The sequence below is a fragment of the Massilia sp. CT11-137 genome, from assembly GCF_047302885.1.
Lineage (GTDB): Bacteria > Pseudomonadota > Gammaproteobacteria > Burkholderiales > Burkholderiaceae_D > Telluria > Telluria orientalis.
On the sequence record NZ_JBKYMP010000002.1, the window covers coordinates 881,011 to 894,209 of the forward strand.

Sequence of the window (13,199 nt, forward strand, 5' to 3'; positions counted from 1 at the left end):
TGTTTACTCGAAAGGCAAAAGCCGAGCTGCATTGTAACGGTCAGGCCGCCGGGTGCGTCGCTTTTTGCGATCCCGCCAGGATGGCCTCGACCGCCGGGTGCATGATCTTGCGGTCGCTCGAGATCATGTAGAACTGTTCGCGCACCGTCGGAACAAGCCCGACCCGCACGGCGCCGAACTGCTCGGCGACATCGTCCGCCAGTGCGGCCGGCGCGAAGAACAGGCCCAGGCCGCGCCGGCCGAACGTGTTGAGCAGCGCGTTGTCCTCGAACTCCCCGACCACGTCCGGCCGCACGTGGTGCTGTACGAACCACTCGTCGATCTTGCCGCGCAGGGCATTATTACGTGCCGGCAGCAGGAACGGCGCGCCGTTCAGATTCTTCGGGAACTCGTCGTCCGCGCCGCCGTAGCGCTGCGCGAGCGCGGGCGTGCCCACGACCACCATCTCGCTGTCGAACAGCTGGTGGCTGAACACTTTCAGGGTCGCGCCGGCGCGCACTTCACGGTCGGTCAGCACGACGTCCAGCTTGTGCAGCGCGAGGTCGGCCAGCAGCGCCTCGAACTGGTCTTCGTAGCAGACGATGCGCACGGGGCGGTCCATGCGCGTGACGGCTTCCAGCATGCGGTAGGCCGACAGCTTCGGCAGCGAGTCCGAGATGCCCACCGTGAGACGCGTGCGGCCGCTGTCGAACTCGTTCAGCGCCTCCTGCATCTGCTCGCCCAGCAGGAAGATCTGGTCGGCATAGCCCAGCGCCAGCCGGCCCGCTTCCGTCAGCACGAGGCGCCGGCCCTGCTGCGCGAACAGCGTCTTGCCCAACGATTGCTCGAGCAGCGTCAATTGCGAACTGACCGTCTGCACGGCGAGGCCCAGCCGTTCGGCGGCACGCGTGATGCCCCCTTCGTTGGCCACGACCCAGAAGTAGTACAGGTGGCGGAAATTGATGTCGGATTTCATTATCACGTGAATAACGCAGGTTTTTTCGAAGTGATTCTCTTGTTATCTTCGCTTTTTCGATTGGATCATCGCCTCTACACTGCGCCTTGTCAACAACACATATCCCAAGAAGGGACATAAGAATGAAGCATTTTAGGGTGTCATTCATCGTCACGGCGCTGTGCCTGCTGGGCTCGGCATGGTGGGGCTACGAGCATGCCGGCGTGGCCGGCGCGCTGACGGCGATGGGTATCGCCGCGATTCTCGCGGTCATGGAAGTCTCGCTGTCGTTCGACAACGCGGTGGTCAACGCCTCCGTGCTGAAGACCTGGGACGCGTTCTGGAAAAAGCTGTTCCTGGGCGTCGGCATCATCATCGCCGTGTTCGGTATGCGCCTGCTGTTCCCGCTCGTGATCGTCGCGGTGGCGGCCGACCTGGGCCTGATGGACGTGTGGAACATGGCCTTGCAGGATCCGAAGCAGTACTCGATGCACCTGACGAACCACCACGCGGAAGTGGCGGCATTCGGCGGCATGTTCCTGCTGCTGGTCTTCCTGAACTTCCTGTTCGATGAAGAGAAGGAACACCACTGGCTCGGCCACTTCGAAGCCAAGCTCGGCTCGCTCGGCAAGGTGTCGTCGATCGCCGTGATGATCTCGATCGGCGCGCTGATGGCCAGCCTGTCGCTGGTGCCGGAAGCCCAGAAGATGGTCGTGCTGATCTCGGGCCTGTGGGGCATCCTGATCTACGTCGGCGTGGACGTGCTGTCGAACCTGCTCGAGAAGTCGGAAGAGGGTGGCGGCGACGTCGGCGAGATGGTCAAGCGCGGCGGTATCGGCGGCTTCCTGTACCTGGAAGTGCTGGATGCATCGTTCAGCTTCGACGGCGTGATCGGCGCGTTCGCCATCACCAACGACGTCGTGATCATCATGCTGGGCCTGGCGATCGGTGCGATGTTCGTGCGTTCGCTGACGGTGTACCTGGTGGAAAAGGGCACGCTCGACCAGTTCGTGTACCTGGAGCATGGCGCTCACTACGCGATCGGCATCCTGGCCTTGATCATGCTGGCGAGTATGAAGTTCCACGTGCCGGAACTGGTCACGGGCCTGGCGGGTGTCGCGTTCATCGGTGCCTCGGTGTGGTCGTCGATCCGGTATCGCAAGAAGCACGAAGCGTTGGGATCGGATCGTAAAGAGTTAGCAGCAGTGGAATGACGTAGGGTGGGGCGGCCCTCCGCCCACGCGGACGTTTGCGGTTCGCCGGCGTTCGCGTGGGCACGGGGTGCTCATCCTAAGGCAAATGAATAAGCGGCGAACGGCAGAACACCAGTTCACCGCATGTGGCAACCAGGGTGTTCACATCAAAACGAAGGAGAATCATCATGGCAATCAGCTTGCAAAAAGGCGGTAACGTCAACCTGTCGAAGGAAGCACCGGGCCTGTCCAGCCTCAAACTGGGCCTCGGCTGGGACGTGCGCGCCACCGATGGCGCCGCGTTCGACCTGGACGGCGTCGCGTTCCTGCTGAACCAGTCGGGCAAGGTCCGCTCGGATGCCGACTTCATCTTCTACAACAACGCCAAGTCGTCCGACGGCTCGGTGACCCACTCGGGCGACAACCGCACCGGCGCCGGCGAAGGCGATGACGAGACCCTCAACATCGACCTCACGAAAGTCCCGGCTGACGTCGACCGCATCGTGCTGGCCGTGACGATCCACGAGGGCGATACGCGCCGCCAGAATTTCGGCATGGTCGGCAAGGCGTTCATCCGCTGCATCAACGCGGCCAACAACAGCGAGATCGCCCGCTACGACCTGTCCGAAGACGGTTCGACCGAATCGGCCATGATCTTCGGCGAGGTGTATCGTAACGGCGCGGACTGGAAGTTCCGCGCAGTGGGCCAGGGTTTCAACGGCGGCCTCGGCCCCCTCGCCAAGAACTATGGCGTGAGCGTCTAATTTAAAACGCCGGCCTGAAAGGAAGCTAGAAATGCCAGTGTTTACCGTGACCGGGGACGTCGATCCCTTCCTGCATGTATCGCTGAAGCGCGGTGAGACCATCTACTGCGAATCGGATGCGATGGTCATGATGGAATCGACCCTCGACCTCAAGGGCAAGATGAAGGGTGGCCTGGGCAGCGCGCTGATGCGCACCTTCGCCAACGGCGAGTCGTTCTTCCAGCAGCACATCGAAGCGACCCGCGGCGACGGCGACTGCCTGCTGTCTCCCACGTTGCCGGGCGCGATGCAGGTGGTCGACTGCGGCCCGAACCAGTTCATCATCAGCGACGGCGCGTTCGTCGCGGCCAGTTCCGGCGTCGACCTGCGCGTGCGCACCCAGAGTCTCGGCAACGCGTTGTTCGCCCAGAGCGGCGGCTTCTTCGTGACCGAGACGTCGGGCAGCGGCCAGGTGGTCGTCTCCGGCTTCGGCTCGATGAACGTGCTCGATGTGGAACCGGGCAAGGACGCGATCATCGACAACTCGCACGTCGTCGCCTGGGACAGCACCCTGCACTACGAGGTCTCGATCACGACCGGCACCAGCGGCGGCTTCCTGGGTAACCTGATCAACAGCCAGACCAGCGGCGAGGGCCTCGTCCTGCGCTTCTCCGGTCGCGGCAAGATTTATGTCTGTTCGCGCAATCGCGCCACGTTCAAGGCGTGGATGCAGGCGCCCGGACGCTGACAATCAAAGGAGTATTAGCTATGGCAGTCAATCTGCAGAAGGGCCAGAAGATCTCGCTGGAGAAGGAAGCCGGCGGCGCCTTGTCCCGCGTGACGATGGGCCTCGGCTGGGACGTCGCGAAGTCCGGCGGTTTCTTCGGCTTCGGCGCGAAGAGCCAGGCGGTCGACCTCGACGCGTCGGTCGTGATGTTCGACGAATCGAACCGCCCGGTCGACGTGGTCTGGTTCCGCCAGCTGAAAAGCCGTGACGGCAGCATCACGCACACCGGCGACAACCGCACGGGGGCCGGCGACGGCGACGACGAACAGATCGTCGTCGACCTGCGCACGGTGCCGGAGAACGTGAGGTCGCTCGTCTTCACCGTCAACAGCTTCACGGGCCAGAATTTTTCGACGGTCCAGAACGCGTTCTGCCGCCTGTTCGACACGAGCAACGGCAAGGAAATCGCGCGCTACGACCTGTCGGTGCAGGGTTCGCACACGGCCCAGATCATGGCCAAGCTGTACCGCCATAACGGCGAGTGGAAGATGCATGCGATCGGCGAGAACGGCACTGGCCGCACCTTCGACGACCTGATGCCGCTGATCGTCCCGCACCTCTGATGTAATTTTTTTGTCGTCCCTGCGGACCAGTCTCCGTCCGCAGATCCAACGTGGGCGGCTTGGCGCCCACGCCCTTTAACGGCTCCCTCGTGGAGCCGTCTTTTTTTGTAAATATCGCTTGACGGCGATACGCCTCGGGCGTACTGTATTACTCAATTAATACAGTAGACACCATGCCCGCACACACCGCCAACCTGTTTTCGATCGCGACCGGCTCGTCCGAACCGATCTACCGCCAGCTCGTCGAGCAGGTGCGCCGCCTGTCCGCCAGCGGCCAGCTTCGTCCCGGCGACGAGATGCCGTCCGTGCGCGAGATCGCACAGGCGCTGGCACTCAATCCGATGACCGTCTCCAAGGCCTACGGCCTGCTGGAGATGGAAGGCGTGCTGGCGCGCCGGCGCGGCCTCGGCATGGTGGTCGCCGAGTCCGCATCCACGCAGCCGGCCGACCGCGCCGATCTGCTCCGTCCCACGCTCGAGCGTGCCGCCGTCGAGGCGCGCCAGCTCGAGCTCGATCCAGAAACCGTCCTGTCCCTGTTCGCAACTATTCTGAAGGAAACAAAATGAGTGCCGCCATCGTTCGCATGTCCTCGGTCAGCAAGTATTTCGGCAGCCAGCGGGTGCTTGCCGATCTCGACTGGCAGATCGCACCCGGCCAGGTGGTCGGCCTGCTGGGCCGCAACGGCGCCGGCAAGTCCACGCTGCTCGAATGCATGCTCGGATTGCGCGAGGCCGACGCCGGCAGCGTTGCGCTGTTCGGCGAAGACGTGGCGAGGCTGTCGGACGACGCACGGGGCCGCATCGGCTATGTCCCGCAGCGCACCGACTTGTTCGACTGGCTGACGCCCGTGCAGATGTTCGATTACTTCCGCGCGATGTACCCGCGCTGGAACACCGGCAAGGTCGACGGCCTGCTGTCGCGCTGGGACTTCGGCCCCGAGCTGCGCAACAAGCCGATCAAGCGCCTGTCCGGCGGCGAGCAGCAGAAACTGGCCATCATCCGCGCGCTGGCGCACGAGCCGGAACTGCTGATCCTCGACGAGCCCGTGTCCGCGCTCGACCCCGTCGGCCGGCGCGAATTCCTGCGCGAGCTGGTCGACCAGGTGATCGAGCGGGGGACGGCCGTCGTGTTCTCCACGCACATCTTGTCCGACCTGGAGCGCGTCGCGTTCGACCTCGCGTTCTTGAAAGATGGCCGCATCGCGCTGCAGGGCCAGACGGACGCGCTGCTGGAAGGCGCGCGCCGCGTCGTCGTGCCGGCCGCCACGTTGCCCGGTGCGCCGCTGGCGGGGGAGGTGCGGCGGCGCCAGGAGGGGGGCATGACGAGCGTGATCGTGCAGGCGCAGGGCGACGACGTCGCGCGCCTCGCGCGCGAGCCGGGCGTGCGCGTGGAACCGCTGACGCTGGAAGACCTGTTCATCGAGGTGACGCAATGAACGCCGCGCTGCAGGATTGTCGGGCGATCTGGCGCGCGGCGGCGGCGCAGCGCGAACCGGGGTCGCTGCGCGGCGTTTATCTGGTGGCCGGCGCCATCGCCTCATGCGGCATCATCGTGGCCGTGCTGGGCGACCTGTCTCCCTTGCAGGCGCTGCGCTTTGCCATCGCCGTCGTCTTCATGGCGCTGGCGTTCATCTGGACCTTCCTGTTCGTACCCGGTTCCATCCGCCTGAATTCGCCCATGAACGCATGGCTGCTGCCGCGCCAGCGCCGCCGCCTGCTGCAGATGACGGCCGCGTACTTGTGCATCGCCACGCTCGGCATTGCGTACGGCCTCGGCAACTGGGCCGTGCTGCCGATCGTCGCGCTCGGCACGCTGTGCCTGGCGTTGATGATGGCGGGGAACAAGTACGTCGTGGTCTTGCTCGTGTTGGGCGGCAACGGACCGTGGCTGGTGCACTTCATACTGCCGCCCGCGTGGGTGGAAGGGATGACGGGCAACGCCGCCTTCTGGGTCATGAGCATCCTGGTCCCGCCCGCCGCGGTGTGGGGCCTGCGCTGGATGTATCCGGCCGGCGGCGACGCTTTCCTGGCGCGGCGCGGCGACCAGATCAGGCGCCTGAACCACTTCGCCTTCCGCACGGAACAACGACAGCCGATGCCCGACGGTATGGCGTGGCAAGGCAACTTGTCGTTGTACCGCGTCGCGCTGCGTTGCGAGCGCCGGCGCGCCGATCCGGGCACGATGCTGATGCATGCGCTGGGACCGATGGCGCACTGGACTTCCTGGGGCGGCGCCATCGTCGTGGTCATGGTCGTCAGCGTCATCGTGCACATGGTGCTGGCCGTGCCGCGCGGCGCGGCGGCGCAATCGTTCGCCGGCGTGTTACTGGACGCCGGGCCGGCCATGATGGCGCTCCTCGTCGCATTCAGCACGGCCCAGTATGGCCAGCAATTGCGCCGCACGCAGGGCGAGCAGGCCTTGCTGCGCCTGACGCCGCTGGCCGGCGATGCCGCGCTGCTGAACCGGCGCCTCGCCACGCGGCTGCTGCGCCTGGCGCTGGCGGTATGGGCCGTGTTGACGGCAGTCTTGATGGGCGCGTCGTTCGTGTTCGGCACAGGGCCGGATGGGTTGCTGCGCCAGCTGGGCCTGTGCTGCCTGGCGGGCCAGGTCGCGATGATGGGCCTGCTGGGCGACTATGCGGGCAGCCGCGGCGGCTGGAACTGGGCCCTGGGCCTGCGCGCTGGCGCGTATGCCCTCGTGCAGGCGCTCGTGGCTGTGGCCCTCGGCAAGCTGACCGGCACCACGGCCTGGCCGTGGCTGATCGAACTCTCGCTGGCCGTCTGCCTCGTGCAACTGCGGCTCGACTGGAAGCGCATGCTCGCCGCGGCGCCGGCCTTCCCGGCAGGCCGGCTGGGTTGATCAGTGCCCGCGCTTCTGCACGAGCGCCGTGCCGATGCCGTGGCGGTGGCCTTCGCTGACCGCCGTCACGGTGCCGTCGGGATTGAACACGATCGCGTTGGCGGCGCCGATCTCCTCGGGCTTCGCTTCCCACTTGTGGCCGAACTGTTCCAGCGCCTGGGCCTGCGGGGTGCCCGCAAAACCCGGTTCGACCGAGGTCTCTTTCGCGTTGCGCTGCGATAGGCGGGGCGCGTCGATGGCCTGGTCCATCGTCATGCCGAGGTCGATGTAGTTGACGATCGTCTGCAGCACCGTCGTGATGATCGTCGCGCCGCCCGGGCTGCCGATGGTGAAGGCGGGCTTGCCGTCCTTGAAGGCGATCGTCGGCGCCATGCTGCTGCGCGGGCGCTTGCCGGCTTCGGGAATGTTCGGCGCCGGCCCCGTGAAATCGAAGTCGGTCATCTCGTTATTCAGCAGGAAGCCGTAGCCCGGCACGACGATGCCGCTGCCGCCCCACGACTCGATCGTGAACGTGTAGGCCACGACGTTGCCCCATTTGTCCGACACCGTCAGGTGCGTCGTGTGCGTGCCTTCTTTCATGATCAGGTTCTGCTGCGGACGCAGGGGGAAGCTCTGGTCGTTCTCGTACAGGAACGCGTCGCCGGCGGGGACGACGCCCGCCGCGCGGTCCGGCCGGATCAGAGAGCGGCGCTGCGCCGCGAACTGCTTCGACAGCACGCCTTCGATGGGCGCGTCGACATATTCCGGGTCGCCGAGGAAGGCGTTGCGGTCGGCAAAAGCGAGGCGGCTCGCTTCCAGGTACAGGTGTTCGACGTTCGCGCGCGGCATCGACTTCAGGTCGAAGCCTTCGAGGATGTTGAGGGCCTCGGCCACCGTCACGCCGCCGCTGCTGGGCGGCGGCATGCCGTAGATGTCGTAGCCGCGGTAGGTGGAGCGGATCGGCTGGCGGATGCGCGCCTCGTAGTTGGCCATGTCCGCGAGGCTCATCGTGCCGGGGCGGACCTGGACGCCCGCCGTGACGGGCGGGCGATTGACCGCGGCGACGACGGCCTGCGCCAGCGGGCCTTCGTAGAACACCTTGTAGCCTTTCGCCGCCAGCTCGCGGTAGGCCCTGGCGAGGTCCGGGTTCTTGACGACGGTGCCGGCCGGCAGGGCCTTGCCGTTCTTGAGATACAGCTTGCTCGTCGTCTCGAACATGCCGAATTTTTTCTCGTTCTCGACGATCAGGCCGTGCATCGTGTCGCTGACGGGGAAGCCCTTCGTCGCGACCTGGATCGCGGGCGCCAGCACCTGCTTGAACGACATCGTGCCGTAGCGCTCCAGCGCCTCGTGCCAGCCGCGCACGGTGCCCGGTACGCCGACCGATGCGCCGCTGGCGACGGCCGTGTCGAAATCGATCGCCTTGCCGTTCTCCTGGAAGACGGAAGGACTGAACGACGCGGGCGCCGTCTCGCGGTGGTCGATGGTGACGACACGCTTGTCCTTGGCGAGGTACACGACCATGAAGCCGCCGCCGCCGATGCCGCAGCTGAACGGATCGGTAACGCCCAGCGTGGCCGCCGCCGCGACGGCCGCGTCGATGGCATTGCCGCCCTTGTTGAGGATCGCGAGCGCGGAGGCCGACGCCTTTTCGCTGATCGTGGCGACGGCACCGCCGGTGCCCGTCGCGACCGGGGTCTTGGCCAGCGCGAGCGGCGGTGTCAGGACGATGGAGAGGATCAGGCCGCAGGCGAGGGTTTTGGCGGAAGTGGTCGACGTGGTCATTTGGCGGAGATCTTGAGCGTGACGGGAATGATGTCGCTGGGGCGCAGCGTGCCGGCCGCGCGCGCGGGCGGGATCGCGGACGTGTCGAGCGTGACGCGGGCCCCGTGCAGCGCCGCGGGCGTGGCCGTCGGCTGGTCGGGACCGAGCGTGAATTCTTCGGCGCCGTTCGGGCCGTCGATGAGGAAGCGGAAAATCAGCCGTCCGGCCCAGACGCAGCGCGTGTTCGCGGGACAGCGGCTGTCGCTGTAACTGTCGTACGTGAGCACGGCGCCGCGCGCGAGGACGACGCTTTGCTCGGGCCGGAGCGGGTACACGGCGTCCTGCGGCGGAGGGGAGGCGCAGCCGGCCAGGATCGGCATCGACACGGCCGCCGCGAGGGCGGCCAGGGACGGCAGTTTCATTGGGCGTCCGGTTGTTGGTGTGAAACCAATCATAGCAAAATCGCCAGTCCAGGCCGGCGCGCTTGCCGTTCAGTGGCGCTCAGACGAGCGGATAGCGCTGGAAGACCGGCAGCGCCTCCGCACGCGAGGTCCAGGCGGCCAGGCGCGGGAAGTGGTCGGGCGACACGATCTGCGGCACCATCAAGCGGACGAACGACCACGTGACGGCGGCCGTGACGGCGGCCTGGTCGAGTGCGTCGATGTCGAACGCGTCCGTCTCCGCTTCCAGCAGCCCGAGCGCCGCGAGCAATTGCTGCTGCACGCGGTCGAGCCACGGCTGGTGCTGTTTTTCCTGCGGGCGCAGCGAGTACTCGTAGACGATTTGCGCCGTCTTTTCGCAGGCCGCCAGCGCCAGGCCGATGGCACGCAGCGCCTGCGCCCGCGCGGCCGGGGCGGCGGGCAGCAGGGAGTTGCCCGCCAGCGCGTCGCCGTATTCGAGCATCAGCGTGGAATCGATCAGGAAGGAACCGTCGTCCAGCACGAGCGTCGGCGCCTTGACCGTCGGATTGATGGCGGAGAATTCGTCGAAGTTGCGGAACACGGACAGTGCCTTGTGCTCGAACGGAATGTTCTGCAGGTCGAACGAGATGGCGACGCGGCGGACGAACGGTGAATCGAGCATGCCGATGAGTTGCATGGAATCTCCTGGTGGGTTGCGGTGGTCTTCCATTCTATTTCCTTCTGGACAATGATGTGCGTTATGCATCATGACTTGACGATGGCACGTCCCGCGGCGCATATTTGAAATCGATTTCATACATGGGGAACAGCATGGAAAAGCCAGCACCTTCCACGCCGCGCGTGACCGCCATCGACCTGCTGCGCGGCCTCGCCGTGATGGGCATGATCATGGTCGCGTACGCGGGCGGCTGGGACCGGCGTTTCACGTTCCTGACGCATGCCGACTGGCGCGGCTTCGCCATCGCCGGCATGATCTTTCCGGCCTTCCTGTTCTGCGCAGGGGCGGCGCTGCCCTTTGCGCTCGCGCGGCGCGCGGGCCGGGGGAGGGCGGCCCTCGTCGGCCACGTGCTGCGCCGCTCGGCCGTGCTCGTCGCGCTCGGCGTCGTGCTGAACCTGCTGCCGGGCTTCGACTTCGCCCATGTCCGCCTGCCGGGCATCCTGCAGCGCATCGGGCTGTGTTATGCCATCGTGGGTACGGGGTGCGTGCTGGCGTTGCGGCGCGACGGACTGCGGGTCTCGGTGCCGGTGGCGGCCAGCGTCGCGCTGCTGGTGGGCTATGCCGCGCTGCTGCTCGCGTGGGATGCGCCCGGCTGCGGGCGCGCGTGCTTCGACTCCCTGCACGCGCTGCCGGCCGTCGTCGACCGCGCCGTGTTCGGCGTCCCGCACCTGTGGCCGTGGGGGAAGACCGGCGACGTCGTCACCTTCGACCCGGAAGGCCTCGTGTCCACCCTGGGCGCGCTCGTCAACGTGCTGTTCGGCGTGGCGGCGTCGCTGCTGTTGATGCGGTCGCACAAACGCGCCACGCTGACGGCCCTCGCGATCGCCGGCGTGGCCTGCCTGCTGGCCGGCTTCCTGCTCGATCCGCTCGTGCCCATGGTGAAAAAACTGTGGACGCCCAGCTTTGCGCTGGCGTCCGGCGGGTTCACGCTGCTGTCGCTGCTCGTGCTGATGCGCCTCGTGCCGCCCGGCCAGGAGGCGCCCGCGTGGACCCGGCCGGTCCTCGCCTTCGGCACCAATGCGACGCTGGCCTTCGTCGGCATCACGCTGATCGATACGGTGATGCAGCTGCCGCTCGGTGCCGGCAGCCTGCACGACCTGCTGGCCGCGTGGCTGGCGCAGGCGATTCCCGAAGCGCGGGTGGCCTCGGCCGCGTATTCGGCGTTGCTGCTGCTCGTGCTGGGGGCAGGGCTGTGGCAGCTGTTCAAGAGGCGCATCGTCATCCGGATCTGAAGTATGCTGGCGCTCTTGAACCCGACAGGAGGCTGGACATGACACGTTTGACCGCAGCGGATTTCGACCCCGAGGTACTGAAACTGTTCGACGGCTATGTGCACGGCCGCGTGTCGCGCCGCGATTTCCTGTCGCGTGCCAGCCGCTATGCCGCCGGCGGCACGACGGCCGCCGCGTTGCTGGCGCAGTTGTCGCCGTCGTTCGCCGCGCCGCTCGTCGCGCCCGCGGACGCGCGCCTGAAGACGCGGTACGTCGACTTCCCGTCGCCGCAGGGCTACGGCAAGGTGCACGGCTACCTGGCCGAGCCGGCCAATGCGAAAGGAAAGCTGCCGACGATCCTCGTCGTGCACGAAAACCGCGGCCTGAACCCGCACATCGAGGACGTTACCCGCCGCGTCGCGCTTGACGGCTATGTCGCCTTCGCCCCGGACGCGCTGACCCCGCTGGGTGGCTATCCGGGCGACGAAGACAAGGCCCGCGAACTCTTCCCCAAGCTCGACCAGGCGAAGACGCACGCCGACTTCATCGCCGCCGCCCACGCGCTGGCCGCGCTGCCGCAGGGCACGGGCAAGGTGGGTGTGGTGGGCTTCTGCTACGGTGGCGGCATCGCCAACTACCTCGCGACGCAGTTGCCGGACCTGGCCGCCGCCGTGCCGTTCTACGGCATGCAGCCGCCCGCGGCCGACGTCGCCCGCATCCGCGCGCCCCTGCTGATCCATGACGCCGGCAAGGACGAGCGCATCTTGGCCGGCTGGCCCGCGTACGAGGCCGCGCTGAAGGCGAACCGCGTCGACTACCAGCACTTCGTCTACCCGGGCGTGGAGCACGGTTTTAATAACGACACGACGCCGCGCTACGACGAAGCGGCCGCGACACTGGCGTGGGGCCGGACGATGACGTTCTTCAAGGCGAAGCTGGCATAGCGGCGCGTTTGATAATTGGTGAGTCTTGCGCTCGTCCGGCCGTGCTATCTTGCCCTCCGCACCCTATCGTTAATGACTTGTGGAGAGAACGTTGAAGATGTTGCTGAGCTATTTCAAGCGCCCATCCCCGGTGTCGAACAAAGACGAGGCAGCCGACGCTCCCGAACCTGCCATGGAAGCGTCCGAGGCGCCCGAGGTGACCGACGCGCCCGACGCGCCCGACGCCGATGGTCCCGGTCACGTGACGACGGACATTGGTGGCAAGTACTACCGTATCGAGTCCGACGACAACTACCTGGACCACATCCGCGGGGTATTCGAACCCCACATGGTCCAACTGTTCGATTCATTGGTGGCACCGTCCGACACCGTCCTCGACATCGGGGCCAATATCGGTTGCACGTCGATCCTGTTCGGCAGCCGCGCGCGCCGGGTCGTCAGCTTCGAACCGTCCCCGACCACGTTCGGGTTCCTGAAAAAGAACCTGGACGCATCGGGATTGCACAACGTGACCGCGCTGAACCTCGGGCTGGGCAAGACCGAAGGGCGTTTCGAGCTGACGTTTTCCGCCAATAACCGTTCAGGTGGATTCGTATCGAACAAGATGCAGGCATCGGCGGGGCACCAGGTCGAGGCGATCGAGATTGCCCAGGGCGATACGTTCATCAAGGGCGCCAACCTGGACGGCGTCGATTTCATCAAGATCGATGTCGAAGGATTCGAGCGCGACGTCATCGAAGGCCTGCGCGACACGCTGTCGACCTGCAAGCCGACGGTCACCCTCGAACTGAACCATTGGTGCCTGAACGTATTCCAGCGCATCCCCATCCCCGATTTCTTCGATTTCCTGCGGGGCGTCTTTCCTTACCTGTACGCGGTCGACATGGATGACATCCGCGACCTCCACAATGCCGACGATGCCTACCACGTCATGTATCACCACGTCGTCGGGGGCTTCAGGTATCCGAACATCGTGGGCGCCTTCGACCCTGCCAGGCTCCAGGCATTCGCCGGCAAATTCGGGCGCACGATTTCGTAGACGGCATGTCCAAAAAACAAAAGGCACCCTGGGGTGCCTTTGT

The 13,199-nt window shown here is 66.0% G+C and carries 14 protein-coding genes; 10 read left to right on the forward strand and 4 right to left on the reverse strand.

Going from position 1 to position 13,199, the window contains the following annotated elements:
• Positions 1 to 40: 40 nt before the first annotated feature.
• The gene (locus tag ACEN98_RS20725; RefSeq protein ID WP_413386862.1) at positions 41 to 955 is read right to left on the reverse strand and encodes a LysR family transcriptional regulator; all 915 of its coding nucleotides are present in this window, start codon (positions 953 to 955) and stop codon (positions 41 to 43) included.
• A 122-nt stretch (positions 956 to 1,077) separates the two neighbouring features.
• Between ACEN98_RS20725 and ACEN98_RS20730 the strand changes: the two genes are divergently transcribed.
• The 7 genes from ACEN98_RS20730 (at position 1,078) to ACEN98_RS20760 (ending at position 7,079) form a co-directional block, all read left to right on the forward strand.
• Entirely contained in the window at positions 1,078 to 2,148 is a 1,071-nt protein-coding gene (locus ACEN98_RS20730) for a DUF475 domain-containing protein (RefSeq protein WP_413386863.1), read from the forward strand.
• Between the two features lie 167 nt (positions 2,149 to 2,315).
• On the forward strand, positions 2,316 to 2,891 hold the full coding sequence (locus ACEN98_RS20735; protein ID WP_413386864.1) for a TerD family protein: 576 nt from the start codon (positions 2,316 to 2,318) through the stop codon (positions 2,889 to 2,891).
• A gap of 31 nt (positions 2,892 to 2,922) precedes the next feature.
• On the forward strand, positions 2,923 to 3,618 hold the full coding sequence (locus tag ACEN98_RS20740) for a TIGR00266 family protein (protein ID WP_413386865.1): 696 nt from the start codon (positions 2,923 to 2,925) through the stop codon (positions 3,616 to 3,618).
• Between the two features lie 20 nt (positions 3,619 to 3,638).
• Positions 3,639 to 4,220: a TerD family protein gene (locus tag ACEN98_RS20745; RefSeq protein ID WP_413386867.1), complete on the forward strand. Its 582-nt coding sequence runs from the start codon at positions 3,639 to 3,641 to the stop codon at positions 4,218 to 4,220.
• Positions 4,221 to 4,393: 173 nt separating this feature from the next.
• Positions 4,394 to 4,786, forward strand: a complete 393-nt coding sequence (locus ACEN98_RS20750; protein WP_413386868.1) for a GntR family transcriptional regulator — start codon at positions 4,394 to 4,396, stop codon at positions 4,784 to 4,786.
• Complete coding sequence (locus tag ACEN98_RS20755) at positions 4,783 to 5,655, forward strand: ABC transporter ATP-binding protein (RefSeq protein ID WP_413386869.1); 873 nt, start codon at positions 4,783 to 4,785, stop codon at positions 5,653 to 5,655. The genes ACEN98_RS20750 and ACEN98_RS20755 overlap by 4 nt, the downstream gene beginning before the upstream one ends.
• Positions 5,652 to 7,079, forward strand: a complete 1,428-nt coding sequence (locus tag ACEN98_RS20760) for a hypothetical protein (protein WP_413386870.1) — start codon at positions 5,652 to 5,654, stop codon at positions 7,077 to 7,079. The genes ACEN98_RS20755 and ACEN98_RS20760 overlap by 4 nt, the downstream gene beginning before the upstream one ends.
• Here the strand turns inward: ACEN98_RS20760 and ggt are convergent, their stop codons facing one another.
• From ggt to ACEN98_RS20775, 3 genes are all read right to left on the reverse strand, one after another.
• On the reverse strand, positions 7,080 to 8,843 hold the full coding sequence (ggt, locus tag ACEN98_RS20765; protein WP_413386871.1) for a gamma-glutamyltransferase: 1,764 nt from the start codon (positions 8,841 to 8,843) through the stop codon (positions 7,080 to 7,082).
• Positions 8,840 to 9,244: a hypothetical protein gene (locus ACEN98_RS20770; protein WP_413386872.1), complete on the reverse strand. Its 405-nt coding sequence runs from the start codon at positions 9,242 to 9,244 to the stop codon at positions 8,840 to 8,842. The genes ggt and ACEN98_RS20770 overlap by 4 nt, the downstream gene beginning before the upstream one ends.
• A gap of 79 nt (positions 9,245 to 9,323) precedes the next feature.
• Positions 9,324 to 9,920, reverse strand: a complete 597-nt coding sequence (locus ACEN98_RS20775; RefSeq protein ID WP_413386873.1) for a glutathione S-transferase — start codon at positions 9,918 to 9,920, stop codon at positions 9,324 to 9,326.
• Between the two features lie 134 nt (positions 9,921 to 10,054).
• Here ACEN98_RS20775 and ACEN98_RS20780 point away from each other — a divergent pair, with 134 nt between their 5' ends.
• The 3 genes from ACEN98_RS20780 (at position 10,055) to ACEN98_RS20790 (ending at position 13,156) form a co-directional block, all read left to right on the forward strand.
• Positions 10,055 to 11,194 carry an acyltransferase family protein gene (locus ACEN98_RS20780; RefSeq protein ID WP_413386874.1) on the forward strand — a complete coding sequence of 380 codons (1,140 nt, stop codon included), beginning with the start codon at positions 10,055 to 10,057 and terminating at the stop codon, positions 11,192 to 11,194.
• A 38-nt stretch (positions 11,195 to 11,232) separates the two neighbouring features.
• Positions 11,233 to 12,117: a dienelactone hydrolase family protein gene (locus ACEN98_RS20785; RefSeq protein WP_413386875.1), complete on the forward strand. Its 885-nt coding sequence runs from the start codon at positions 11,233 to 11,235 to the stop codon at positions 12,115 to 12,117.
• Positions 12,118 to 12,214: 97 nt separating this feature from the next.
• A complete protein-coding gene (locus ACEN98_RS20790; protein WP_413389066.1) occupies positions 12,215 to 13,156 on the forward strand; it encodes an FkbM family methyltransferase in 942 nt (313 codons plus the stop codon).
• Positions 13,157 to 13,199 lie beyond the last annotated feature (43 nt).